Here is a 25,107-nt window from a genome sequence, read left to right as displayed (position 1 = left end):
TGCCCCATGTCCGCCGATCTACCCTCCCGCATTGAAACCGAAGTCAAGCGTCGCCGCACCTTCGCCATCATTTCTCACCCGGATGCGGGTAAGACCACGCTGACGGAAAAGCTGCTGCTGTTCTCGGGCGCGATCCAGATCGCCGGCTCGGTGAAGGCGCGCAAGGCCTCGCGCCACGCGACGTCCGACTGGATGGAGATTGAAAAGCAGCGCGGCATTTCGGTGGCGTCTTCCGTCATGCAGATGGAATACCGCGACTGCGTGATCAACCTGCTCGACACCCCCGGCCACCAAGACTTCTCCGAAGACACCTACCGCGTGCTGACCGCGGTGGACGCGGCGCTGATGGTGATTGACGCAGCCAACGGTGTGGAGCCACAGACCCGCCGCCTGCTGCAGGTTTGCCGCGCCCGCAACACGCCCATCCTGACCTTCGTCAACAAGATGGACCGCGAGGTGCAAGACCCGCTGGCCCTGATGGATGAGATCGAACGCGAGCTGGGCATGACCGTTGTGCCCTTCACATGGCCGGTCGGCATGGGCAAGCATTTCCACGGCGTGATGGACTTGCGTCGCGAGCAAATGCGGGTGTTCTCGCCCGGTGAAGACCGCGTGGGCGGTGACGACGAGATCCTCAGCGGCCTCAACAACCCGGCTTATGCCGAGCGCTTTGGCATGCAGTACGAGCAGGCTGAAGGCGAGATCGAACTGGTGCGCGATGCCGCCGCCGAGTTCAATCACGAGGAGTTCCTGGTCGGCAAGCAAACGCCGATGTTCTTCGGCTCCGCCGTCAACAACTTCGGCGTGCAAGAAATTCTGGACGCCCTGGTCGAGCTGGCGCCGGCGCCGGGCGACCGCGCCGCCATGCAGCGCGTGGTCAAGCCCGAGGAATCGAAGTTCACCGGCGTGGTGTTCAAGATCCAGGCCAATATGGACCCCTCGCACCGCGACCGCATCGCCTTCTTGCGCGTGGCCTCGGGCCACTTCGAGCGCGGCATGCGGCTGAAGGTGGTGCGCTCAGGCAAAGAGTTACGCCCCAACACGGTGGTGAGCTTCTTGAGCCAGCGCCGCGAGCTGCTGGACGAGGCCTTTGGCGGCGACATCATCGGTATCCCCAACCACGGCGTGCTGCAGCTGGGCGACACCATCACCGAAGGCGAGGCCCTGCAGTTCACCGGCCTGCCCTTCTTCGCGCCGGAAATGTTCCGCAGCGTAGAAGTGGCCGACCCGCTCAAGACCAAGCAACTCAAGGCCGGCCTGCAACAGCTGGGCGAAGAAGGCGCGATCCAGGTCTTCCGCCCCATCGCCGGCAGCGTGCTCTTGCTGGGCGCCGTCGGTCAGCTGCAGTTTGAAGTGGTGGCGCACCGCCTGGAGCATGAATACGGCTGCAAGGCCCGCATCAGCGGCAGCCGCTTCCAGGTGGCTCGCTGGGTGACCTGCGATGACGAGAAAGAGCTCAAACGCTTCATCGACGCCAACGACCACCGCATGGCTTACGACGCGGTGGACGCGCCCACCGTGCTGGTGGAGTACGCGCCCGAGCTGCGCGCCATCGAGGCCAACTGGCCCAAGATCAAGTTCCACGCCCTGCGCGAGCACGCTGGCTTGGTGTTCCAGAAGCGCCTGGAAGGCTGATCCCAACCATGCCGCTCAGCAGCGTGCTGCAGCGCTTGGAAACCAAGCTGCCGCCTCTGCTGCTGGTGCTGGCTTTGGCCACGCTCGCTTGGCTCTTGGCCTGGCAGTGGCCGGCACTGAACCTGCGCTTTGCCGGCCAGCGCTGGTTCGCCCTGGGGCTGGCGGTGCTGGCAGCGGCCATCGCGCTGGCGGGTGTGCGCGCCTTTCGCCAGCATGGCACCACGGTGGACCCGACGCGGCCCGAGCACAGCTCGGCCGTGGTCAGCAGCGGCATCTACCGCTTCACCCGCAACCCCATGTATCTGGGCTTCGGCCTGGGCTTGGCGGCCTGGGTCATCGGTTTGGGCAATGCGGCAGCGGCCCTGCTGATTCCGGTCTATGTGGCCTATATGGTGCGGTTTCAGATTCGCCCCGAAGAAGCGGCCCTGCAAGCCAAGTTCGGCGAGCCCTTCGTGGCCTATATGCGCCGGGTGCGACGCTGGCTGTGAGGCCCGGCAAGACCTGACACCAGACGGGCGCCAGACGGCGCTCCTTTTGCTCGCCTTGCCACCTTCCCGGCGGCCCGGCGGGTCCTGGCTCACGCCGGATCAGTTGCGTCACAACAAAGTTTTGTCAAACCGGCGCCACAAACGTGACACATATCACACGCAGAGCGCACACCCCCTTGGGCCACGGGGATGCGAGGATCTGAAGTGCTGGGAACAATAGCGACATCGTGTTGAAACAGCACCTTTGCAGTTGAAGTGAAAGCAAAAATGAAATCTCTGGTTACCGCTCTTGCCCTGATCGCCGCCCCCGCCATCACCCTGGCTGCCCAGCCTAATCTGCTGGTGAATGGCAGCTTTGAAGACAGCGTCATCGCCAATGGCAAGTGGAACGTCTTCGCCAATATCAATGGCTGGACCGGCACGGGCGCTGGCATTGAGGTGCGCAACAACATCGTTGGTTCGGCCCTTGATGGCAAGAATTTTGTAGAACTGGACAGCTATTCCAACAGCGGCATGTTCCAGACCGTCGGCACCAGCGTCGGCAGCAGCTACAACTTCAGCTTCAGCTTCGCCAATCGTGAAGGCACAGTCGCCGCCACCAATGGCCTGGACTGGACGGTTGACGGTGGCAAGACTTGGAACGCCGCTCCGACCCTGAACAGCAGCAAGTGGGCCGATTTCAGCACCAGCTTTATCGCCAGCAGCGCCAGCACCGTGATCGGCTTCCGTGCCACCGGTACCAACGACGCGCTGGGCACCTCGCTCGACAAGGTCAGCCTGACCACCGCCGTGCCTGAGCCAGAGAGCTATGCCCTGATGTTGGCCGGTTTGGCCGCCGTGGGCTTTGTGGCCCGCCGCCGCAAGAGCGCCTGATAACACAGCGCCCAGCTTGGGCGCTGCAATGTGGTCAAATCAGAAAAGCCAGCACGGTGTGCTGGCTTTTTGCATTGCTGCTGAAAAGACGCGCGCTCAGGGCTTGCTGGAATAGTTGGGCGGCAGCCAGACATAGCCCTTGCCGTCGGGCCGCAGCCGCCCGATGCCCGGGAACGAGGAATGGGCCAGGGCCACGTAATAACCTTTTTCGGCCGCATCGGCCATGGCCTTTTCGCGCTGGGGCTGAGCCAGGCTGGCATCGCTGTCGAAGCTGATGGTCACCGTGGGGTCGGGCAACTGGACTGCCGCCACATGCATCAGGTCACCCCAGACGGCCAGCTTCTGGCCCTTGCTCTCCACCAAGTAGACGCTGTGACCCGGGGTGTGCCCGTAGGTGGACAGCGCGCGGATGCCGGGCACCAGCTCGACGCCGGTCTTGGCGTCCCCCTCGAAGGGCTTGAAGCGCCCCGCCTCCTGATACGGCTTAACGGCCGCCCGGGCGTTGGTGAAGGTGCCACGCGCGCCCTCCGCCACTTTGGCCGCGTTCTCTTCGCTGAGCCAGAAATCGGCTTCACGCTGATCCATGCGCAGCGTGGCGTTCGGGAAGGCGGCCTTGCCCTCGCTGAGCACGCCGCTGATGTGATCAGAGTGCAAATGGGTGATGTAGACCTCGTCCACCTGCTCGGGCTGGTAGCCGGCTGCCTTCAGGTTCGTGATCAAACGCCCCAAGGTGGGGCCTAGATTGCTGCCACCGCCGCTGTCGACCAGCACCAGTTTGGCGCCGGTATTGATCAGAAAGCCGTTGAAGGAAGTCTCCAGCGGCAGGCCCAGATAAGCATGCTGCAGGGCGCGCAGCACCTGGCCGGGTTGGCGTTCCTTGAGCAGCTTGTCCACCGGCAGATCGCGCGTGCCGTCATTCAGGGCGGTGATCTCAAAGTCACCCAGCATCATGCGGTAGAAGCCCGGCGCCTGGGTTTTGACCTGCGGCGCGGCGGCCATGACTTCGGTATTTATACCGCCTAACAAAAGCGTTATGGCCAGTCCGAGTTGAGCAAACTTGGGCATCACGATGTCCTTCCAAATGGGGGGCACCCAGCATAGCGCGGGGGCAAAAGCCCTGCTCGGGGCTGCCGCATCGGCACTCCCCGTGTTAACCCTAGGACAAATCTACGTAAAGGTTCTTCCTGTGTCTGCCGCCATATTTCGGCCCTACATTGGGGAACTCAATTTTTCCGTGCCCTCACTCGGTGCAATACCTCTGATGAGCGAACTCATTCTTGAAACCAAGAATCTGACCAAAGAGTTCAAAGGCTTCACGGCCGTGGACAAGGTGAACCTGCAGGTTCAGCGCGGTCATATCCACGCTTTGCTGGGCCCCAATGGCGCGGGCAAAACCACCTGCTTCAATTTGCTGACCAAGTTCTTGGAGCCGACGCGCGGCACCATCATCTTCAACGGCATCGACATCACTGGTGAGAAGTCGGCCGAGATCGCCCGGCGCGGCGTGATCCGCAGCTTCCAGATCTCCGCCGTCTTCCCCCACCTCACGGTGCTGGAGAACGTGCGCATCGGCCTGCAGCGCTTCACCGGCACCAGCTTTCACTTCTGGAAGGGCCTGACCGGCCTGAAGCAGTTGGACGCCCGCGTGCTGGCCTTGCTGGAACTGGTGGACCTGCGCGACGCCGCCCACCTGAAAGCGGGCGATTTGCCCTATGGCCGCAAGCGCGCGCTGGAGATCGCCACCACCATGGCCATGGAGCCCACGCTGATGCTGTTGGATGAGCCCACCCAAGGCATGGGCCACGAGGATGTGGACAAGGTCACCGAGTTGATCAAGCGGGTGGCCGAAGGCCGCACCGTCTTGATGGTTGAACACAATATGAAGGTGGTGTCGCGCATCGCCGACCGCATCACCGTGCTGGCGCGCGGCGCCGTGCTGGCCGAAGGCGACTACGCCACCGTGTCCAAGCACCCCGCCGTGCTGGAGGCCTATATGGGCAGCGAAGCCGCTGAGTTGCAGGGAGCCCACTGATGTCAGTCGCGTTGGAAATCAAGGACCTGCACGCCTGGTACGGCGAGAGCCACATCCTGCACGGCATCAATCTGCGCGTCAAAAAGGGTCAGGTCTTGACCTTGCTGGGCCGCAACGGCGCTGGCCGCACGACCACCTTGCGCGCCATCATGGGCCTGACCGGGCGGCGCAAGGGCAGCATCCGCGTGCATGGGGTGGAAACCATCGACATGCCCACCCACCACATCACCCACCTGGGCCTGGGCTACTGCCCGGAGGAGCGCGGCATCTTCGCCTCGCTGACCACCGAGGAAAACCTGCGCCTGCCGCCGCTGCTGAAGAACCAGCGCGCCAAGCCGATGAGCGAGGCGGACATCTACGCCATGTTCCCCAATCTGGCCGAGCGCAAGAACAGCCCGGGCACCCGCTTGTCGGGCGGCGAGCAGCAGATGCTGGCCGTGGCGCGCATCCTGCGCACCGGCGCGGACATCCTCTTGCTGGATGAGATTTCCGAAGGCCTGGCGCCCGTCATCGTGCAAGCCCTGGCGCGCATGATCACAACGCTGAAATCCCAGGGCTTCACCATCGTGATGGTGGAGCAGAACTTCCGCTTCGCCGCACCGCTGGCCGACCACTTCATGGTGGTGGAGCATGGCGAGGTGGTGGAGTCCTTCCCGGCTTCTGAGCTGGCGGCCAAGCAGGCCGTGCTCGATGTGCTGCTGAGTGTTTGATGACGAGTTGGCAATAAGTAAACCCAAGGAGATGACCCCAATGAACCAAGTTCTCAAGCAAGTTGCAATCGCCAGCCTGGCCGCCTGCGGTGGCTTGGCACAGGCCCAGGTCTCCGGCGATGTGGTCAAGATCGGCTTCATCACCGATATGTCCAGCGTCTACGCCGACATCGACGGCGCCGGTGGCGTCGAAGCCCTCAAGCTGGCCATTGCCGATATGAAGGGCGTGGCCGCCGGCAAGAAGATCGAACTGATCTTTGCCGACCACCAGAACAAGGCCGATGTGGCCGCCTCCAAGGCCCGCGAGTGGATCGACACCCAGGGCCTGGACCTGCTGATCGGCGGCACCAACTCCGGCGCCAACCTGGCCATGGCCACGGTGGCCGCGGAGAAAAAGCGCCCCTTCATTTCGATCGGCGCCGGCAGCTCGGCGCTGACCAATGACAAGTGCACGCCCTACACCATCCACTATGCCTATGACACCGTGGCCCTGGCCAATGGCACGGGCGCGGCCGTCACCAAGGGCGGTGGCAAAAGCTGGTACTTCCTGCAGGCCGACTACGCCTTCGGCCAAGCCCTGCAGGCCGACACCGCCAAGGTAGTGGCCGCCTCGGGTGGCAAGGTGGTGGGCACCGTCAAGCATCCGCTCAACGCCAGCGACTTCAGCTCCTTCTTGCTGCAAGCGCAAGGCAGCGGCGCGCAAATCCTGGGCCTGGCCAATGCCGGCGGCGACACCATCAACGCCATCAAGGCGGCCAATGAGTTCGGCGTCACCAAGAGCATGAAGCTGGCCGGCCTGCTGATGTTCATCAACGACATCCACTCGCTCGGCTTGAAGACCACCGAGGGCATGTACCTGACCGACAGCTGGTACTGGAACCAAAGCCCCGAGGCGCGCGCCTGGAGCCGCCGCTTCTTCGAGAAGATGAAGCGCATGCCCTCCTCGCTGCAAGCGGCCGACTACTCCGCCGCCATGCATTACCTGAAGGCGGTGGACACGCTCAAGACCGACGACGCCGACAAGGTGCTGGCCAAGATGAAGGACACACCGATCAACGACTTCTACACCAAGGGCACGATCCGCAAGGAAGACGGCCGCGGCATCCACGATATGTTCTTGCTGCAGGTGAAGTCGCAGAAGGAGTCCGTCGAGCCTTGGGACTACTTCAAGGTCGTGACCCGCATCCCCGGCGAAGAAGCCTTCACCAAACTGGCGGACAGCAAGTGCCCGCTGGTGAAACGCTAAAGCCCTGAGCGCAGTGCGGTGGGTGCGCGCCCACTGCGCGCTGCCCGCCGGCACCGCGCCGGGGGCAGCTCACGAGTTGCATGAGCCGCACGAGCCGCCTGCACCGCATCAAGCGCACTGAAGCCATCACGCCAACCCAGCCTCGCCCATGACTGACTTCTTCGGAATCCCCCTGCCCGCCTTGCTCGGCCAGCTTTTGCTGGGCCTGGTCAACGGCTCTTTCTACGCCATGTTGTCGCTGGGCTTGGCCGTGATCTTCGGCATGCTCAACATCATCAACTTCGCCCACGGCGCGCTCTACATGATGGGCGCTTTTCTGGCCTGGATGGGGCTGGAGTATCTGGGCATCAACTACTGGGCCATGCTGCTGCTGGCGCCGCTGGTGGTGGGGGTGCTGGGCATCCTGATCGAGCGCTTGCTGCTGCAGTGGCTCTACAAGCTGGACCACATCTACGGCCTGCTGCTGACCTTCGGCATCACCCTGGTGATGGAGGGCGTGTTCCGCTCCTTCTACGGTGTGTCCGGCCAGCAATATTCGGTACCCGAGGCTTTGCAGGGCGCCACCAATCTGGGCTTCATGATTCTGCCCAACTACCGGGCTTGGGTGGTGGTGGCTTCCATCACCGTCTGTCTGGGCGTGTGGGCTTTGATTGAGAAGACCTCGCTGGGCGCCACCTTGCGCGCCGGTACCGAGAACCCGAAGCTGGTGCAGGCCTTCGGCATCAATGTGCCGCGCATGATCACCCTCACCTACGCCGGCGGCGTGGCCCTGGCGGCTTTTGCCGGCGTGCTGGCCGCGCCGATTCTGCAGGTCTCGGCGCTGATGGGTTCCAACCTCATTATCGTGGTGTTCGCGGTGGTGGTGATCGGCGGCATGGGTTCCATCCTCGGCTCCGTCATCACCGGCCTGGGCCTGGGGGTGGTGGAAGGTTTGACCAAGGTGTTCTATCCCGAAGCGTCGAGCACCGTGGTGTTCGTCGTGATGGCCATCGTGCTGCTGGTGCGTCCCGCCGGTTTGTTTGGAAAAGAGAAATGAGCACATCCGCTAGCACCACCACCGCAGCAACAGCCGCCAAGCAGCCGCCCAGCAGCGCCCGCAAAGAGCACAACCCTTTGCTGGGCTACGGCGCCCTGTTCCTAGCCATCGCCCTGCTGCCGGCCATGGGCGTCTACCCCATCTTCGTGATGAAGGTGCTGTGCTTCGCCCTGTTTGCCTGCGCCTTCAATTTGCTGATCGGCTTCACCGGCTTGCTGAGTTTTGGCCACGCCGCCTTTCTGGGCACCGCGGCCTACGCCACCGGCCATGCGCTCAAGGTGTGGGGCCTGCCCGCGCCTGCGGGCTTGTTGTTCGGCGCTCTAGCCGCCGGCGGCGTGGGCCTGCTGTTCGGCTTGCTGGCCATCCGCCGCACCGGCATCTATTTCTCGATGATCACGCTGGCGCTGAGCCAGATGCTCTATTTCGTCTTCCTGCAAGCGCCCTTCACCGGGGGCGAGGACGGCCTGCAGTCGGTGCCGCGCGGCAGCTTCTTCGGCCTGAATCTGGAACACGATCTCACGCTGTACTACGTCGTGCTGGCGATCTTCATCGCCGCCTTCTGGTTGATCTATCGCACCGTGCATTCGCCCTTCGGCCAGGTGCTGACCTCGATCCGCGAGAACGAGGCCCGCGCCACCTCGCTGGGCTATGACGTCGACAAGTTCAAGTTGCTGGCCTTTGTGCTCTCGGCCAGCCTGGCCGGCTTGGCCGGTGCCACCAAGACCCTGGTGCTGGGCTTTGCCACCCTGACCGATGCGCTCTGGACCACCTCCGGCCTGGTCATCTTGATGACCTTGGTGGGCGGCATGGGCACCCTGGTGGGCCCGATGGTGGGCGCGCTGATCATCATCGCGCTGGAGAACAAGATCGGAGATCTCGGCAAGGCCCTGGCCGACATGACCGGCGTGGCCTGGTTCAACGGCCTGGGTGAGTCTGTGAGCTTGGTCACAGGCCTGATCTTCATCATCTGCGTGCTGGCCTTCCGCCGCGGCGTGGTGGGTGAGGCCCAAGCCTTGTGGGACAAGATGCGCGGCCACTAAAAGCCGCCGCCCTGTGCATAATGCCTCGCATGCAAAGCGAGCTCCAGGCCGAGAACCAAGCCCTCAGGGAACAACTGCAAGCCCTGTTGCAGGAAGCCCGCCGCAACGAAGACAAGATGCGGCGCTTCGAGCGGCTGGAGCATCAGCTGATCGCCGCCGAATCTTTGCAAGCCCTGCTGAGCTTGCTGCTCCAAGCGTATGCCCAGGCCTTTGCCATCGACCGGGTCAGCCTGGTTCTGGTCGATAGCGAACGCGAGATCAGCCGCCTGCTGCAGGCCAACGCCGGCAGCCGCGAACACCTCAACGAAACCCTGCCGGGTCTGCAACTGCTGCCCTCGGCCCTTCAACTGCAAGCGCTTTACGGCCCGCACAGCAAGCCGCTGCTGGGCCGTTTCGACCCCGCCACACACGCCGCTTTGCTGGGTGGTGAGGCGGCCTCAGCGGGCTTGGGCTCGGTGGCGCTGCTGCCGCTGGCCCGCCATGGCCAGTTGATCGGCGGCCTGCATTTCGGCAGCGTGGATCCGCAGCGTTACGACCCCGCCACCGGCACCCAATTGCTGGAGCGCCTGAGCCTGATCGTGGCGGTGTGCCTGGAAAGCGCCATCAACCAGGAGCGGCTCAAGCTGACCGGCCTGACCGATGTGCTGACCGGCGTGCACAACCGGCGCTATTTCGAACACCGCTGCTTGATCGAGATCGCCCAGGCGCGGCGCTACCGTCATCCCTTGGCCTGCTTGTTCTTCGACCTGGATCACTTCAAGAGCATCAATGACAGCCATGGTCACCCGGTCGGCGACGAGGTGCTGCGCGGCGTGGGTCATTTGGTGCAAGGCCAGCTGCGCGCTGGTGACACCATCGCCCGCTACGGCGGCGAGGAGTTCGTGCTGCTGCTGCCGCAAACCGCCGAGCCCTTTGCGCGCGAGATCGCCGAGCGCATCCGCGCCAGCCTGGCCCAGCAGCGTTTTGTGGCTGCCGGTGGCACCAGCGGGCAGTCGCAGGTCTTGTCGGTCACGGCCAGCATCGGCCTGGCCATGCTGAACAACGATAACGCGGGTATCGACGCGGCCGTGCTGGCCAGCGAGCTGATCAGCGACGCCGACCAAGCGCTCTACCGCGCCAAGCAAGGCGGGCGCAACCGGGTGGAGTTGGCGCGCCGACCCAGCTGATTCATTCAGTGGTGTTTTTTGAAGGGCTTGTGATGCTTGGTGCTGGCCTCTTGCAGCGCCAGCTTGAGGTAGTCCAGCACATGTTTGTCGGCCACCTCATCCAGGCTGGCCAGCTTGATATGGCGGCGCTGCGGGCCTGTGCCCTCAAGGTGCCCAAAGGGATCGGCCAGCGCCGCGCCGTGGTCGAAGTCCAGCTCCACATGCTTGGCGCATGAGGTCAGGCCGCAGAACACCTGGGCCGGTTGGCCGGCGCTGAAGTGAATGCCGCCGAACTTGAACTCCTCGCTCAAGCCCTTGCCCAGACCCAGCACCATCTCGCGCAAAGCCTTGACGAGCTGATAGCGAGCATCGTCATGCTGACGAATTTCGGCCAGAAGACTGTTGACGCGTTCGGTAAACATGAGGGCCGCTCCCGAGATGGATGTGCCCCATGATAGGAGCGGCCAGCCGCCCCGGCGCAGGGGTATGCCCGCAGCCTTTTTCACTTCCGTGCCCGCTTAGGCATCAGGGTGACGAGGGCAATTTCCAACACCGGGTGCGGGAGTGGCTGAAGCACGAAATCCGGGCGCGACAATCACGCCCATGAGCACTGCTTCTTCTCCCTCGCCTTCTACCCCGCCCACCCGCCTGAGCCTCTACCTGCAGCTGATCCGCTGGGATCGCCCTGCCGGTTGGTTGCTGCTCTTGTGGCCCACCCTGGCCGCTTTGTGGATCGCGGCGGACGGCTGGCCGGGCTGGCATTTGCTGCTGGTGTTCACCCTGGGCACGGTGCTGATGCGCTCGGCCGGCTGCTGCGTCAACGATGTGGCGGATCGCGAGTTCGACAAGCATGTCAAACGCACCGCCAACCGTCCCGTCACCAGCGGCGCGCTGGGCGTCAAGGAAGCCTTGCTGCTAGGCGCCGGTTTGGCGCTGCTGTCCTTCGGCCTGGTGCTCAGCACCAATGCGCCGACGATCTTGCTCAGCTTCGCCGCGCTGGCGGTAACCCTGCTCTACCCCTATGCCAAGCGGGTGGTCAATATGCCGCAGGCGGTTTTAGGTGTGGCCTTCAGCTTCGGCATTCCGATGGCCTTCTCGGCTGCCTTGGGCGGCAGTGAGTGGAGCTGGGCCGCGGTTCAAGCCGCCGTGCCGCTCTCGGCCTGGGGCCTGCTGCTGGCCAATTTGTTCTGGGTGCTGGCCTACGACACCGAATACGCGATGGTGGACCGGGATGACGATATCCGCATCGGCATCAAGACCTCGGCCTTGACGCTGGGCCGCTTTGACGTGATCGGTGTGATGGCCTTCTACGCCATCTACCTCGGCGCCTGGACGGCCTTGGGCCTGCGCCTCGGCCTAGGCCGCTACTTCCTGCTGGGCATCGCGGTGGCGGCGGCCCAAGTGGTCTGGCACTACACCCTGATCAAGGATCGCAGCCGCGAGGGCTGCTTCAAGGCCTTCCGCGAAAACCACTGGCTGGGCCTGGCGGTGTTTGCCGGCACGGTGCTGGACTTGGCGCTGCGCGGCTAAGCGCCCGCACGCCGGTTCACTCATTCGAAGGGGTAACGCACGCCCAGTTGGCGGCGGATCTCGTCCATCCAAGCCAGCGTGGCCAAGCTGTCGGCATGGCTGATGTGCGGGCTTTCGATCAGGCCGGCGCGAATGCAGCGCTGGGCCTCTTCGATCTCGCCTTCAAAGCCATTGATGGCGGGCGGCAATTGCACGCGCAAGGGCGCGGCATCACCCAGCACCAAGGTCGCTTCGCTAGCGCCCCAGAAGGGCGCGCTGACGCTGATCCGCCCGCGCTCGCCGTAGATGTGCAGGGCGTTTTCCGCCTGGCTATCAAAGGCGCAAACGAATTGCGAGCTCACACCGCCCGGAAACTGCAGCGTGGCCGCCAGGCGCTGGTCAACCCCGCTGGGGGCCAGCACGCCCTGGGCCTGGATGCTCAGGGGCGCGGGGCACTCGCCCAAGGCTTGCTGCATGACCCAGCGGGTCATGGTGAGGTTGTAAATGCCGATGTCCAGCAAGGCGCCGCCGGCCAGTGCCGGGGCAAAGCAGCGATTGCTTTCGTCAAACGGAATTGAAAAGCAAAAGCTCGACTGCATGGCGCGAACAGGCCCGATGCGCTGTGCCCGCAGCCACTCGCCGACCTGGGCGTAAACCGGCAGAAAGCGCGTCCACACCGCCTCCATCAAAAAGCACTGACGCTGCTGCGCCAAGGCCACCAGGGTCTGGCCCTGCGCCAGATTGGGCACCAGCGGCTTCTCGCACAGCACCGGCTTGCCGGCGGCCAGGCTGGCCGCGATGAATTCGCCGTGTTGGGCATGAGGGGTGGCGATGTAGACGCCGTCCACTGCGGGGTCGGCCAAGAACGCGTCGAGCTCGTTGCTGGCCCGCACAACCTCCGTGTTTGGCACCGACCATTGCTCGGCAAAGGCCTGGGCTTTGGCCAGATCACGCGCCCACACGGCGTGCAGGCATGAGCCCGGCAAGCCGGCCACGGCCTGCGCAAATGTGCCGGCGATACGCCCTGGGCCAACCAGGCCCCAGCGAAAGCGGCTCATGCCCAAGCCTCCGCCTTGAGACGGACGCGACCGGCAACGCGGCTGCAGACGCAGACGCGAAGGCAGGCGGCGCTGAACCCGCAGGGCTCAGCGCGGCGCCGGCTTAGCGCAGGCACCGGATCAAGCCGCGGCCTTCAGCGCCGCCTTCAGGGCCTTGGCCTCGCCACGTTTGGCCTTGGTGGCCGCGCGTTGGTAAGCCTCTTCGGCCTTCTCGCGCAGCTCCACGGCCTTGGCAAGCGCGGCCTGGTACTTCTCCACCGTGTAGGTGTTTTCGGTACCGATGTACACGCTGCGGCCATGCGGCGTGCTGCCAAAGCGCGGCAGCGACACAGCAAAGCTGCAGTCGCGAACCCGGCTGCTGGCGCGTTGCCGCACGATTGGGCCGGAAATACCGACCGGCAAACCACTGCCCTTATTGCCGCTGGGGCGGCGTTGCAGGCGTGACGGCGCCGGCAGCTTGGCAATTCGGCTCAGCAACTCTTTGGTCGCGAGAGCCAGCGCCGCCGCTGCGCCACTGCCATCTTGCGAATGGTCAGAGAACAGCTTGGTGCCGCCGTAGCGCAACTGCCAACCATGGGTCGATTGGTGGTCGATGCGCTGGATACATTGCGGCACAGCAAACTGCTGGCCACTAAAAATGACAATATCTCGAGTTTTCATGAGATTCCTCAACGTGTGATGAACCTCCCTGGGAGTTCACAGTTTAGGGCCAGCGCCGGGCCTAACGCGCAAGCTCCCCCCCCTATGTTTAGGTGAATGGCGTGCTAAATCAGGCACAAACAGCTCCATCACGCGCAATTCTGCCCCGCCCCGACGAAATACTGAATTACGTGACCAGAGCATTTGTGCGGATGGCAAGCTGCCCGTAGCCGCCAGCCACTGACGCTGCATTTGCCGGCGGGTATGGCCATGGCGAGCAATGCGCTTGGGGCTGAGTTCGCTGCGTTTGACGCGCGGGTCGGCATAAAGCAAATTGGCCAGTGGCTTGGAACCCAGGCCTTTGAGTGCCCGCCACGGCCCAGCCAGCGCGGTGGCGTGCAGGGATGAGCGCGCCCACACCAGCGGCTGCCCATCGACCCGCAGAATCACCTCGCGCACAAAGGTGCAGCCGTGGCGCGGCAAACCCAGGGCTTGCAACTCCGGCGCGCGCAGCGGTGTTGTGCCCTGGCGCAAAACCTGAACTTCAAATTTCTGCCCTAACTGGGCCAGCCGACGGCTCAGAGAACCCGGCGCGCGCAACCAGTCGCGCAATGTGTCTCGACTCGCAATTCCCATGTGTCCGGCAATCTCAGGCGATCTCAGGCACCGAACTCACGCCCCATCTCGCGCGCCCGCAGCTGCGCGGCCAGCACGGCGCGCTGCATGGCGGCGGCCACGCCGTCTTGCTCCAGGCTGCTGATGGCTGCATGGGTGGTGCCGCCTTTTGAGGTCACCCGGCTGCGCAAGACGGCCGGGCTTTCGCTGGATTGCAGAGCCAGTTGAGCTGCACCGGAGCAGGTGGCCAGGGCGAGCACGCTGCCTTGCTCGGCGCTCAAGCCCATTTCCACCGCCGCGGCCATCATGGCTTCAACGATGTAGAAGAAATAAGCCGGGCCGGAGCCCGACAGCGCGGTCACCGCATCCAGATCGTCTTCCTGCTCGACCCAGAGCGTGCGGCCGGTCGGCGCCAAGACCTCTTCCACCAAGTCCCGATCCGCCGCAGACACCGCCGGGCGTGCATACAGGCCGGCAATGCCCTGGCCGATCAACGCCGGCGTGTTGGGCATGCTGCGCACCACCCGCTCAGCACCGCCGCTGAGCCGCACGATGGCCTCGCTGCGGATGCCGGCCATCACCGACAGCTGCAGGGCCTGGCTCACCATGCCCGCACAGGGTGCTGCGGCCTCGGCGAAATACTGCGGCTTGACGGCCCAGACCAGCAGGTCCGCCGTGCTCAAGGCAGCGTCGGCGGTGGCAAAGACCCGCACGCCGAAGTTCTGACGCAATTGCTCCCGCGTCGCCTCGAAAGGTTCGACCACCAGGATGGACTGCGGCGCGCGGCCGGCGCGAATCAGCCCGCCGATGATGGCGCTGGCCATATTGCCGCCGCCGATGAATGCAATGCTGCTGCTCATGAATTGGGCTGGAAATGAGGGGGAGCGGGCAGTGTAAGACCTGCCCCGCCACCCGCTTGCGGCGGCATCGATCTCAGCTCATCCCAGCGCGGGGCAGGCTCTTGGCAAAACGGCCTCAGTTGCGAGCGTCCTTGGGCTTATTGCCCTTGGCGTAGTCGTTCTTGGCGCCTGCGAACGCGGGCCGGGGCTGATGGGTCATGAACTCCGCCACATCCACCGCTTCTTGATCGCTGAGCGTGCCGCCCTGGGCCAGCGGCATATTGTGTTTGATGAAGCCAGCCGCCGTGTAGGTGCGCGCCAGGCCGGCGCCGATATTGAAGGAGGCTTCGCCCCACAGCGGCGGGAACAAATAGCCACCGGCCGGGTTCTTCATGCCCTCGCCGTGCGCCGCGTGGCAGCTGAGGCATTTGTCGGCATAGACCTGCTGGCCCTTGACCGGATCGGGCTTCAGATTGGTGTCCACCTTGCCCATGCCCCGGCCCGCCACATTGCTGCCCACCGGCACGCCGCTGGAGAGCCACTTGATGTACATGAGGATGGCATTCATCTCCTTGCCGTCAAAGGCCAGGGCCTTGCCGTTCATGCTGCGCTCGAAGCAGTCATTGACCCGCTCCTGCAAGGAATTGATGCGGCCGCCACGCGAGCGGTATTCAGGGAACACGCCCCACAGGCCCACATAGGGCGCAGCGCCTGGGGTGGTGCCCGCGCCCAAATGGCAGTTGCTGCAATTGAGGCCATTGCCCACATGGGCAGGCAGGGACTTGCCGGTCTCGGTCACCAAGAGTTTGCCCAGCTTGATGGCCTCGCCCTCCGGGCCGCCCGGCATGCTGGCCTCATCCGGCACCTTGAAGGCGACGTCCGCCGCGTGAGCGGCCAGGGGCGCCAGCGACAGCAGTGGCAGAAGGCTGCTGGCGCACAGGGCAGCGAGGGTGCGGTGATGACGAAGCTTGAGCATGGCAAAAGTCCTCAGAGTTGGCGACCCAGGCGGCCAGGGCAGAACTTCATGAAAAAGTTCAAGGGTGGGACTTAGTCTCCCCAGCCCTGGCGTTCAGGTCTGCCACCAGTGTGGCCCTCAGGTCCGCTTCTATCAAGGCCCAAAACGGATTGCTGCGCAGTCGCGTCAGCGAACCCAAGGCCAAGTTGGTGGCGCCGCTCTCGCCACGCAGCAGCCAAGATCCGATGGCCGGCACGCCATGCCGGCCGCTACCCGGCATATAGCCGTAGATCGGATCATTGGGCGGCCACAGCAAGGACACATGGCCCAGCGAGACTTGATCAAAAGGCCATTGCAGCGCGGGCTGCAGCGCCGCACTGACGGGATCAGCGCTGGCCTCGCTCGCCCCCGGCGCCCAGCGCTGCGCGGCCACGGCGGCGCTTTGCGGGTCCAGATTGCTGACGATCTCCAGCGTGTAGCCGCGCGGGCTGGCCAGCACACGGTCCAGCAAGGCTTGCGAGCTGGGGCTGACGATGCTGCGCAAATGCTGCTGGCGGTTGATATCAAACAGCACCAGGCGATGCTGGGCGCCGGGCAGGCGCGCGTACAAAGTGTCCAAGGCGCCGGTGGCGCCGACGGTGGCGTCCACCACCGACTGGTAGGTGAGCACCGGCGGCATTTGCGCCAGGCGCCCGGCCGCGGCCGCTTCGCTCAAACCCTGCTGCAAAGCCTGGGTGGCGTGAAAAACCTGGCGCCCAGCATTGATGGGGAAGGAGTTGTATTTGTAGGGATCGTATTCGGCAATGAGTTCCTGCCAGCGCGTTTTTTGCAGCAGCGGGATCGGCAAGTAATGCAGCACATCCACGACGTTAGACACGGCGGCCACCGGCGGCAGCTCAATGGCCGGTGCGGCCAGCAGCACCCGGTCAGGGCGGCGCAGCGCGGGGTCCTGCAAGGTATCCAGGCTGTGCAGCAGGGCCAGCGCGCCGCCGGTGGAAAAGCCGCCGAGGTAGAAGGGCTGATCCGGCCCAGCGCGCTTCGCCACATCGGCAGCGGCAATGCGCACGGCGGCGCGCCAGTCGCGCAGTTCCATCTCCAACATCATGGACGGCAAAGTGCCATGGCCAGGCAGGCGCAGCAGCGTCACCGCCATGCCCTGGGCGCGCAGGGTGTCAGCCATGGCCTTCATGGCATAGGGCGAATCGGTCAGGCCGTGGATCAGCAAGGCCTGGCCGCGCGCCTGCTTGACGCCCAGGCGCATCGAGCGATTGAAGGGCGCGCCCTCGGCCAGTCGGCTGACCTGGCTTTTGGGGTTGAAGCGGCTGTCGGCCCATTCGCCCCACTCCCCTCTTTCCGCGCTGTGCTCCTGCGCTTGCCAGGCGGCCTGCCGGGCTTTGAGTTCCTCGAACAACAAGGCTTCGCGCTGCAGATAGCCGTCAAAGTCCAGGCCGGCATGGGCCTCGGCGCGGAACTCCTGCGTCAGCCGCTCGGTATGCCAGGGCTGCAGCGCCGGCAGGGCCAGCACGGCATACATCGAAAAACCCAGCACCAGCGCCAGCAAAAAGGCCAGCAAGAGCAAGAACAGCCGGAGCGGCCAACGGAGCAATGGATGAAGCTGCATGCGAAATATGGGGAAGCGGCGTCAGTGCAAAAACCAGATCAGCGCGGTACCGCCGATGGAAATGAGGATATGGCCGAAGGCCACCGTGCTGGAGTATCCAATCACCGCCACCGGGCTTTCCGAGCGTTCTTGAATCGCCGCCAGGCCGGCCGTCATGGTTTGCGCGCCGGCCAGGGCGCCCAGCAGCAGCAAGGGGTTCAGGCCCAGCACATAACGCCCCACCAACAGGCCCACAAACATCGGCGTCAAAGTCACCACCATGCCGCCCAGAAACACTTGCAGGCCGATGGCGCGCACCGCGTCCACAAACACCGGACCGGCCTTGAGGCCGATCATGGCCACAAACGCCGCCAGGCCAATCGACTTCATGAACTCCACCGCGCCCGGCGGAATATAGGCAAACAAGGGCCGGCGCGAATTGCGCCAGCCCACGGCCAGGCCCACCAGCAAGACCGCCACGCTGCTGCCCAGGGCGATGTGCAGGCCGCCCAGCGGCAGGCTCAGGGCCATGCCGGCCAGTGCGCCCACAAAAATGGCCAGGCCCAGGGTGACAAAGTCGGTATTGAGCGTGGGGCGGGAGATATTGCCCACCAGGGCCGCCACCCGCTCCACCGCCGGCACCAGGCCGTGGATGGTGAGCAGGTCGCCGCGCTGAATCACCGTTCCCGGCGCCACCGGCAACTGTTCTTGGCCGCGTTGAATGGTCTTCAAAAACACGCCGCGGATGATGGCTTCGTTGCTGCGCAAATCGGCCAGGCGGCGGCCGGCGATATCGCGGCTATTCACCTCCACATCAAAGCTGGCTTGCTGCACATCGAGCAGTTCGCGGTCGAAGACCTCATCGGCGCGGCTCTCCACCACCCGCAGCAAAGCCTCATGCGGGCCGAAGATGGCCAGCACATCGCCGGCCTGCAAGACCGTGTCGGGCTGGGGCGTGAAAAGCTCCGTGCCGCGCCGGATGCGCTCGATGAATAAGCGCTCGGGCGCCACCGCGCTTTCGGCTTGCGCCACCGTGCGGCCCACCAGGGGCTGGCTGGCATCCAGCAAATAGGCCCGCAGCTCATACATGCGCCAGGCCGAGCTGATGCCGGGCTGGCTGCGCGCCATGCCCATCTCGGCCTCCAGCTTGATGGCCTCGGCCTTCATGTCCAGGCGCAGCAGCCAGGGGCCGATATAGCTGCAAAAGAAGATCACGCCGAAGGTGCCGAAGATGTAAGTCAGCGCGTCGGCCACCGGAATCTGCGAGATCAGGCGCGACTTCTCTTCATCGCTGATGGGCAGGCTGCGGATCGCCTCGCTGGCCGTGCCGATCACGGGCGACTCGGTCAGCGCGCCCGACATCATGCCGGCCGCATAGCCCATCTCCAGATTCAGCAGCTTGGCCACGGCCACTGCGGTCAGCAAGCCGGTCAGCGGAATCAACAGGCCCAGCGCGGCCCAGCGCCAGCCGCCGTCTTGAATGCCGCGGATGAAGCCGGGCCCGGCCGAGTAGCCGATGCCGAACATAAAGAGCAGGAACAGCAGCTGCTTGGCCGTGTCGGCCACCGGCACATGGAAGAAGTAGCCGATCAAGAGGCCGGCAATCAGCGAGCCGGTGACGGGGCCGAAGCCCACGCCCTTGAACTTGAACTGACCAATCCAGTAGCCTAAGCCGATGGCCAGAAAGACCGCCAGCTCGGGATGCTGGGTCAAGTAGGGAGTGAGCCAGTTCATGGGCGCCTCGGGCAGTCAGGATGGGCGCAAAGCTAACCCAAATCCTGACCGGCGGCCATCCCCAAAGACATGGCTCAGGAGAGGCGAACGAAGGCGCTCAGGCGGCGAGCAAGCTCTTCCCGCTCAAGACCTCCAGCACCTTGGTCTGCTCCTTCAGCTGCTCGCTGACGGCGACCAGCTCGCGGCGCATGGTGCCGATCTCATCGTCACCGAGCTTTTTGACCAGCCCGGCCAGCTGCTCCAGCACCTCGGCCTGGCGGTCACCCGCCGAGCGAATCGCGCCGGCGATTTGCGCGAAGGCCGGCTCCAGCTCATTGGCCGAACTGTCACCCGTGCTGGCCACCGCCTCCACCCGCCCTTGCAGCTGATCAAGCCGCGCCAGCAGCTCGTAGCGGATGGTGTTGAAAGCAGCCTCGAAGCGCTGCTGGCTGTCCTGGCTGCGGGCGATCTCGGCCGCAATGCTTTTGGCCGCGTTGTCGTTGGCTGTGCGGCACTCTTGCAGCAGCGATTGCAGCTGCGCCGAGGCGTCGACGAGACCTTGCATTTGCGACCAGCTGCCGGCCGGCCCCAAGCCTAAGCAATGGCGCAGCCACAGCGAGAAGCGGGCCGTCCAGGGCAGCGGCGCGGCGGCCGCGGCCACCACAGGCGCGAGCGCTGCTACGCCGGCGGCCGGTTCTGCCGGCGCCCCTGATGCAGGCGCGGCCGCAGTGGCTTCGGCGGGCTGAACCTGCTGCGCTTGCTGGCGCAGCTGCAACTCCGCCTCAAAGCGGGCAAAGAAGTCGCCAATGATTTTGTTGGCGGCGGCATCCACCACGCGCGAACCGATCTGCGCCAGCTTGCCGCCAATCTGCAGCTCGGCGCAGTAGTCGAGCATGCAGCGGTTCTCGTCCAGCGGCGTGAGCTTGACCTCGGCGCGGCCCTTGCCGAAACCGGCCACGCCGCCCTGGCCTTCGAAGCGCATGGCGTAGGACTGGGGTGCTTGCACATCTTCCATGGTCAGCTGACCCTTGAAGCGCGCCCGCACCGGGCCAACGGCGGCCATCACCACCACTTGCAGCTGTTCGGTCTGGACTTGGCCTGCACCCTCGCCATTGCCCTCACCTTCGCTGACGCTGACGCGTTGCAGCGATTCGCAGCCCGGGATGCAGGCCTGCAGCATGGCGTCGTCGTTCAGCGCCGCCCAGGCTAGCGCTTGCGAGCAAGGCAGCTCGCGTTGGTTCTCGATGCGCATGCCTCAGGCCTCCAGCGGCGCCACAGGCACGGCCGCATGACCATGTTTGGCGGCCAGCACGGCGTGCCAGCTGCGCCAGTCGCGGCCCGGGTGGACCTCGCCGCAGCTGCCGCAGGTGCGCTCGGCCTCGGAGCTGGCGTAGTACTGTTGATACAGCGGCGGCAGGTCACCCACAATGCTTTGCAGTTGCACCGCGTGGCGCTGGATCAGGCCGCCACAATGGGCGCAGTACCACTGGAAGGCGTCTTGCACACCTTCGGCGCGCTGGCGCTCAATCACCGTGCACAAGCTGCCCGGTTCGGGGCGCTGCGGTGAGTGCTGCACATGGGCGGGCAGCAAGAAGATATCGCCCTCGCGCAGGTCCACCCGCTCGAACTGGCCGCGGTCCCACAAGATCAGATGCGCATTGCCCTTGAGCTGGTGGAAGAACTCCTCATGCGGATCATCATGAAAGTCGGTGCGGTGATTGGGGCCACCGACCACCGTGCAGATGAAGTCGGCGTTCTGCCAGATCTGCTGATTGCCCACCGGCGGCTTGAGCTCGGCGGCGTGATCGGCAATCCACTGGGCAAAGTTGAGGGGGCGTCCGTAACTCAGCATGATGTTTTTCCTTCGCAAGGGCTGGGATTGTGGTTGATAAGATGCGCCCGCCCATGACCAAGAATTCGAGCGCACCGAAAGAAGATTTGTTGCCGTTGCCTGTGCCCTTGCCACTCGCGCGCAAGCCACACACCCGGCCCGTCAATGTGTCTTTGAAGCAGCTGCGGGGCTTTGCCGCCGTGGCGCTGGAGGGCAGCTTCACCCGCGCCGCGCAGCAGCTGTTTTTGAGCCAGTCGGCCCTGTCCTCGCTGATCCGCGGGCTGGAGTCCGAACTGGGCCTGCGCCTGCTGGACCGCACGACCCGCCGACTTGAGCTGACCGAAGCCGGCCGCGAACTGGTGCCGGCGGTGGAGCGCTTGCTGGCCGACCTGGACCGCGTGGCCGGCGACTTGCGCGATGTGGCCGAGCGCAAGCGCGGCCATGTGCGCCTGGGCACCACCCCGCTGCTGGCCACCAGCCTGATGCCGGAGCTGCTGCGCAGCTTTGTCGAGGCTTACCCCGAGATCGAGCTGAGCCTCTTCGACGCCAGCGCCGACCAGCTGCTGGCCAAGCTGCGCAAGGGTGAGCTGGACCTGGCACTGGCGACCTTTGACGTCAGCGAACCCGATATCAGCGCCGAGCCCCTGCTGCACGACGCCATGGTCGCCATCTGCACCGCCAACCACGCGCTGGCGCAGGCCAAGGCCTTGCGCTGGGAAGATCTGCTCGACCAGCCCCTGCTGCTGCTGCGCGAAGGCAGCGGCCTGCGCGCCCTGGTGGAGCGCCACTTCGAGCCCCTGGGCGGCTGCCCCAAGCCGGCGCTGGAGGTGACGCATATCGCCACCGCCATGGCCATGGCCGCCGCGGGCCTGGGCGTGGCCATCCTGCCGTCCTACGCGCTCAAGGTCTCGGCCCTGGCCAATCTGGTGGGCGTGCCGCTGACCGAGCCGGCCGTGGTGCGCGAGGTCTCGCTGGCGCATCTGCAGCAGCGTTCGCTCTCGCCCGCCGCACTCGGCATGGCCGAGCATCTGCGCCAACATCTGGCCGTGGCTCAGGCAAGGCATCGCAGTACAGCTGTGGTGACTAAACGCTCAACACGGCGCGGCGCGCCATGATGCTGCGCAGCACGCTGTAGGGCGTGACCAGGGAGGTCTTGGGGTTGTCCGGCGAGGCGGCATTGCGCAGCGTCAGATGCAAATCGCCCACGGCGCCTTGCGCCTCGATCTCATGCACATTGCCCTTGATCGTGGGGTCGGCCACCAACTCCACCGAAGTCTCGTCCATGCCCAGCGTGCACAGGGCCAAGGTAGCGGCCACATTGGCGTTCTTGGGGTAGGTGCGCGCGGCGTCACGCGCCGTGCCACGGAAGAAGACCACCGGCTCGGTGATGCTGGCCAGATCCAGCAATTGCTCGGCCGGTGTATCGCGCCAGGCCAGCGGCGGCTTGCGCGAGCGCAGGCAGACGTGGCTCAAGCCCGCCAGCTTGGCGGCTTGCAAGTAGTCCAAACCGGCTAAGGCGCCCGAGGGCAGCAACAGTTGGCGGCCAGAGTCGCGCGCGGCCTGCTCCAAGCCTTCCAGCAGGTCAGCGTCAGACAGCACGCCCACCGAGACCAGCAGCAAATCATGCCCAGCGCGCAGCACGGCCGGGCCGTAGGCCTTGACGGCGCCGTGGCCGGCAGCCTCCACCACCAGGTCGGGCTGCAAGGCCAGCAACGCGTCCAGCTGGGTCAGCACCGGCACGCCCAGGCCCTCGCCTTCGCTGGCGTGTTGGCACAGCGCGCCCACCAGCCGCACACCTTCGGCGCTGCGCGCCATCAGCTCACGCGCGATGACGCGGCCAATTGCGCCCAGGCCGATCAAGGCCACCCGCAGGGGCTGGCCATCCATGTGCTTAGTCGTCATGTTTCATCTCCAATGCTTGTTGCACCACGCGGGCGGCGAGCACGCCGGCCAGATGGGCGCGATAGTCGGCCTCGCCATGCACGTCGCTGGACATCAGCGCCTCGTCCACGCTGAGGCCGCGCAGGGCTTGCGGGCTGAACTCACGGTTCAGCGCCTGCTCGAATTCGGGGAGGCGCAGCACGCCGTTGGCACTGCCGGTCAGGGCCACGCACACCGAGCCGTCGTCCCACTGCGCCACGGCCACGCCCACCAGCGCGAAGCGCGAAGCGGCCTGCTCAAACTTGGCGTAAGCAAAGCGGCGCGGCCGGCGCAGCTGCACCCGGCACAGCAGCTCATCGGGCTCCAGCGCGGTGCCAAAGAAGCCGGTGAAAAAGTCATCAGCGGCGATTTCTCGCCGGTCGGTCACCAGCGTGGCGTTCAGCGCCAGCATGCCGGCGGGCCAGCAGGCGGCGGGGTCGGCATTGGCCAAGGAACCACCCAAGGTGCCCTGGCTGCGCACTTGTTCGTCCGCGATGTGGCTGGCCAAGTGGGCCAGGCCGGGGGCGAACTGCTTCAACACCTCATGGCGGGCCAGGCTGGCGTGGCTTTGCATGGCGCCCAGCAGCAGCTCACCACGGGCCGGCGCGCTGCAGCCGCGCAGGGCGGCCAGGTCTTGCAAGTCGATCAGGCGTTCGGTCGACATCAGGCCCAGCTTCATCGCGCCGAGAAGGCTTTGCCCACCGGCCAGCAGCTTGCTGTCCACCCCGTCACGCAGCCAGGCTTGCACCTGCTCGACGGAGGCCGCGCGGCAGTATTCAAAGTCCTGCATCGCCGCCCTCCAACCATTCGCATATCGCCGCCACGATGCCTTCGTAGCCGGTGCAGCGGCAGATGTTGCCGGCCAGGGCGCGGCGCACCGCGTCCGGCTCGGGCGGCACGCCCTCGGCCTTCATGGCGCTGGCGCGCATCAACATGCCCGGCGTGCAAAAGCCGCATTGCAAAGCATGGTGACGCGAGAAAGCCAGTTGCAGCGCGTGCCATTCACCCGGGGCGGCCATGCCTTCGATGGTTTGCACCTCGGCGCCTTCGGCTTGAACGGCCAGCACATTGCAGCTTTTCACTGCGCGGCCATTGAGCAAGACCGTGCATGCCCCGCATTGCGCGGTGTCGCAACCCTGATGGGTGCCGGTCAGGCCCAAGGGCCCGCGCAGCGCCTCCATCAACAAGGTGGCATTGCGCAGCGGCTGGATCAGGCAGGTCTGCCCATTGACACGCAGCTCCATGATGCTCAGCCCAGCTTCAGGCCGCTCAGGGCGAACTGCTCGCGGATCAGGGCCTTCTCGGCCTCGGTCAGCTGCAGCAAGGGGCGGCGCACTTGGCCACCAGCCTGGCCCAGCAGCTCCAGCCAGTATTTGCTGTGCGCCTGCGGCTTGCCCTTGGGCTTGCTGGCCTTGAAGGCTTGGCGGGCGGGCTCCAGGCTGTCGCGCACCACGCGGGCCTCGGCGAACTTGCCTTCAAACGCCAGGCGGGTGTATTCGTTGATGCGCTGATCCACCGCCGTCTGCAACAGCAGCGGAGGCGTGGAGCACAGATACAGGCGCCAGCCCAGCTCTTCGATATTGTCCAGCCACTCTTCTTCAGACGCGGTGCTGACCTGGATCTTGTCGCCGACCAAACGGCTCAACTCGACGTACATGTCGCGCGGCACGCTGTACTTGATGGCGACGATATTGGGCAGCTCGGCGATGCGGGCACAGAGCTCGGGGCTCATCAGATAGCCGCAGTCCGGGTGGTTCCACATGGCGATGCCGATGTCGAGCTGTTCGCTGATGTAGCGGTAGTACTCGTAAATCGTCTCGTCCGTGTCGGCACCGAAATGCAGCACCGGGCTGTGCACCACGATCCAGTCAGCGCCGCAATCTTGCGCGTGGCGGCCGAGTTCCAGCACCGTGTCCAGATTGGTGTCCGAGCAAGACATCACCGTGCGCGAACCATGCGCCTTGGCCACTTCCGCGGCCAGCGTGAAGCTGCGCTTGCGCTCGTCCAGCGACATCGAGAAAAACTCACCCTGCTTGCCGCTGACGAACAAGCCGCCCAGCTTGAGCGTGCCGGTCCAGTGCGCGACATTGGCGCGGAAGGCGGCTTCGTCCATCGAGCCATCGGCCTTGAACGGCGTCAGCATGGCGGCCCAAACGCCGGTGAAATGGGCCTTGGCGTAGGCCTTGGCGTCTTGTTTGCTGTAGTCCATCTTGGTTTCCTTCA

Annotated in this window: 26 protein-coding genes; 11 read left to right on the top strand and 15 right to left on the bottom strand. The window is 65.1% G+C overall.

Going from position 1 to position 25,107, the window contains the following annotated elements:
- Positions 1–6: 6 nt before the first annotated feature.
- The 3 genes from AT984_RS19125 (at position 7) to AT984_RS19115 (ending at position 2,996) form a co-directional block, all read left to right on the top strand.
- A complete protein-coding gene (locus tag AT984_RS19125) occupies positions 7–1,635 on the top strand; it encodes a peptide chain release factor 3 (RefSeq protein WP_058721466.1) in 1,629 nt (542 codons plus the stop codon).
- Positions 1,636–1,643: 8 nt separating this feature from the next.
- Positions 1,644–2,123, top strand: coding sequence for a methyltransferase family protein (locus tag AT984_RS19120; protein WP_058721465.1), 480 nt, complete (start codon positions 1,644–1,646; stop codon positions 2,121–2,123).
- Positions 2,124–2,390: 267 nt separating this feature from the next.
- Positions 2,391–2,996 carry a PEP-CTERM sorting domain-containing protein gene (locus AT984_RS19115; RefSeq protein ID WP_058721464.1) on the top strand — a complete coding sequence of 202 codons (606 nt, stop codon included), beginning with the start codon at positions 2,391–2,393 and terminating at the stop codon, positions 2,994–2,996.
- 96 nt (positions 2,997–3,092) lie between these two features.
- On the opposite strand, the gene AT984_RS19110 is transcribed toward AT984_RS19115, so the two are convergent.
- The gene (locus AT984_RS19110; RefSeq protein WP_058721463.1) at positions 3,093–4,061 is read right to left on the bottom strand and encodes an MBL fold metallo-hydrolase; all 969 of its coding nucleotides are present in this window, start codon (positions 4,059–4,061) and stop codon (positions 3,093–3,095) included.
- A gap of 196 nt (positions 4,062–4,257) precedes the next feature.
- On the opposite strand from AT984_RS19110, the gene AT984_RS19105 reads away from it, so the two are divergent.
- The 6 genes from AT984_RS19105 (at position 4,258) to AT984_RS19080 (ending at position 10,226) form a co-directional block, all read left to right on the top strand.
- On the top strand, positions 4,258–5,028 hold the full coding sequence (locus AT984_RS19105) for an ABC transporter ATP-binding protein (RefSeq protein WP_058721462.1): 771 nt from the start codon (positions 4,258–4,260) through the stop codon (positions 5,026–5,028).
- The gene (locus tag AT984_RS19100; protein ID WP_058721461.1) at positions 5,028–5,738 is read left to right on the top strand and encodes an ABC transporter ATP-binding protein; all 711 of its coding nucleotides are present in this window, start codon (positions 5,028–5,030) and stop codon (positions 5,736–5,738) included. The genes AT984_RS19105 and AT984_RS19100 overlap by 1 nt, the downstream gene beginning before the upstream one ends.
- Before the next feature lie 40 nt (positions 5,739–5,778).
- A complete protein-coding gene (locus tag AT984_RS19095) occupies positions 5,779–6,984 on the top strand; it encodes an ABC transporter substrate-binding protein (RefSeq protein ID WP_058722467.1) in 1,206 nt (401 codons plus the stop codon).
- Positions 6,985–7,132: 148 nt separating this feature from the next.
- A complete protein-coding gene (locus tag AT984_RS19090) occupies positions 7,133–8,020 on the top strand; it encodes a branched-chain amino acid ABC transporter permease (protein ID WP_058721460.1) in 888 nt (295 codons plus the stop codon).
- Between the two features lie 125 nt (positions 8,021–8,145).
- Entirely contained in the window at positions 8,146–9,060 is a 915-nt protein-coding gene (locus AT984_RS19085; RefSeq protein WP_231741798.1) for a branched-chain amino acid ABC transporter permease, read from the top strand.
- 29 nt (positions 9,061–9,089) lie between these two features.
- Positions 9,090–10,226 (top strand): GGDEF domain-containing protein, encoded by a 1,137-nt coding sequence (locus tag AT984_RS19080; RefSeq protein WP_058721459.1) that lies wholly within the window; start codon positions 9,090–9,092, stop codon positions 10,224–10,226.
- 5 nt (positions 10,227–10,231) lie between these two features.
- Here AT984_RS19080 and AT984_RS19075 read toward each other — a convergent pair whose 3' ends face one another.
- A complete protein-coding gene (locus AT984_RS19075) occupies positions 10,232–10,627 on the bottom strand; it encodes a DUF1801 domain-containing protein (protein WP_058721458.1) in 396 nt (131 codons plus the stop codon).
- A gap of 181 nt (positions 10,628–10,808) precedes the next feature.
- Here AT984_RS19075 and ubiA point away from each other — a divergent pair, with 181 nt between their 5' ends.
- A complete protein-coding gene (gene ubiA / locus AT984_RS19070) occupies positions 10,809–11,735 on the top strand; it encodes a 4-hydroxybenzoate octaprenyltransferase (protein WP_058721457.1) in 927 nt (308 codons plus the stop codon).
- Positions 11,736–11,755: 20 nt separating this feature from the next.
- Here ubiA and AT984_RS19065 read toward each other — a convergent pair whose 3' ends face one another.
- The 9 genes from AT984_RS19065 to AT984_RS19030 all read right to left on the bottom strand — a co-directional run bounded on the left by AT984_RS19065 (position 11,756) and on the right by AT984_RS19030 (position 20,985).
- Complete coding sequence (locus tag AT984_RS19065) at positions 11,756–12,772, bottom strand: Gfo/Idh/MocA family protein (RefSeq protein WP_058721456.1); 1,017 nt, start codon at positions 12,770–12,772, stop codon at positions 11,756–11,758.
- 120 nt (positions 12,773–12,892) lie between these two features.
- On the bottom strand, positions 12,893–13,432 hold the full coding sequence (locus AT984_RS19060) for a hypothetical protein (RefSeq protein WP_058721455.1): 540 nt from the start codon (positions 13,430–13,432) through the stop codon (positions 12,893–12,895).
- A 36-nt stretch (positions 13,433–13,468) separates the two neighbouring features.
- Positions 13,469–14,047, bottom strand: coding sequence for a chorismate--pyruvate lyase family protein (locus AT984_RS22595; RefSeq protein WP_082680184.1), 579 nt, complete (start codon positions 14,045–14,047; stop codon positions 13,469–13,471).
- 23 nt (positions 14,048–14,070) lie between these two features.
- Positions 14,071–14,886 carry a pyrroline-5-carboxylate reductase gene (gene proC, locus AT984_RS19055; protein ID WP_058721454.1) on the bottom strand — a complete coding sequence of 272 codons (816 nt, stop codon included), beginning with the start codon at positions 14,884–14,886 and terminating at the stop codon, positions 14,071–14,073.
- A gap of 115 nt (positions 14,887–15,001) precedes the next feature.
- On the bottom strand, positions 15,002–15,841 hold the full coding sequence (locus AT984_RS19050; protein ID WP_058721453.1) for a c-type cytochrome: 840 nt from the start codon (positions 15,839–15,841) through the stop codon (positions 15,002–15,004).
- 58 nt (positions 15,842–15,899) lie between these two features.
- A complete protein-coding gene (locus AT984_RS19045; RefSeq protein WP_058721452.1) occupies positions 15,900–17,441 on the bottom strand; it encodes an alpha/beta hydrolase in 1,542 nt (513 codons plus the stop codon).
- 21 nt (positions 17,442–17,462) lie between these two features.
- Entirely contained in the window at positions 17,463–19,154 is a 1,692-nt protein-coding gene (locus AT984_RS19040) for an aspartate:alanine exchanger family transporter (protein WP_058721451.1), read from the bottom strand.
- A 97-nt stretch (positions 19,155–19,251) separates the two neighbouring features.
- Positions 19,252–20,385, bottom strand: coding sequence for a CoxG family protein (locus AT984_RS19035; RefSeq protein ID WP_058721450.1), 1,134 nt, complete (start codon positions 20,383–20,385; stop codon positions 19,252–19,254).
- Between the two features lie 3 nt (positions 20,386–20,388).
- On the bottom strand, positions 20,389–20,985 hold the full coding sequence (locus AT984_RS19030; RefSeq protein WP_058721449.1) for a 3-hydroxyanthranilate 3,4-dioxygenase: 597 nt from the start codon (positions 20,983–20,985) through the stop codon (positions 20,389–20,391).
- 53 nt (positions 20,986–21,038) lie between these two features.
- On the opposite strand from AT984_RS19030, the gene AT984_RS19025 reads away from it, so the two are divergent.
- Complete coding sequence (locus tag AT984_RS19025) at positions 21,039–22,079, top strand: LysR family transcriptional regulator (protein WP_197418178.1); 1,041 nt, start codon at positions 21,039–21,041, stop codon at positions 22,077–22,079.
- On the opposite strand, the gene AT984_RS19020 is transcribed toward AT984_RS19025, so the two are convergent.
- From AT984_RS19020 to AT984_RS19005, 4 genes are read right to left on the bottom strand one after another with little or no spacing between them, the layout of a single operon-like run.
- On the bottom strand, positions 22,048–22,866 hold the full coding sequence (locus AT984_RS19020; protein ID WP_082680183.1) for an aspartate dehydrogenase: 819 nt from the start codon (positions 22,864–22,866) through the stop codon (positions 22,048–22,050). The two genes, AT984_RS19025 and AT984_RS19020, sit on opposite strands and share 32 nt — an antisense overlap.
- Positions 22,856–23,674, bottom strand: a complete 819-nt coding sequence (locus AT984_RS19015) for an FAD binding domain-containing protein (protein WP_058721446.1) — start codon at positions 23,672–23,674, stop codon at positions 22,856–22,858. Before AT984_RS19015 ends, AT984_RS19020 begins: the two co-directional genes overlap by 11 nt.
- Positions 23,661–24,128: a (2Fe-2S)-binding protein gene (locus tag AT984_RS19010; RefSeq protein WP_058721445.1), complete on the bottom strand. Its 468-nt coding sequence runs from the start codon at positions 24,126–24,128 to the stop codon at positions 23,661–23,663. Before AT984_RS19010 ends, AT984_RS19015 begins: the two co-directional genes overlap by 14 nt.
- Before the next feature lie 5 nt (positions 24,129–24,133).
- Positions 24,134–25,093 carry a dihydrodipicolinate synthase family protein gene (locus tag AT984_RS19005; protein ID WP_058722465.1) on the bottom strand — a complete coding sequence of 320 codons (960 nt, stop codon included), beginning with the start codon at positions 25,091–25,093 and terminating at the stop codon, positions 24,134–24,136.
- Positions 25,094–25,107 lie beyond the last annotated feature (14 nt).

Origin of the sequence: Paucibacter sp. KCTC 42545 (assembly GCF_001477625.1) — a bacterium.
Lineage (GTDB): Bacteria > Pseudomonadota > Gammaproteobacteria > Burkholderiales > Burkholderiaceae_C > Paucibacter_A.
Note: the sequence above shows the minus strand (reverse complement) of the source record. Positions and strands in the feature narration are given on the sequence as shown.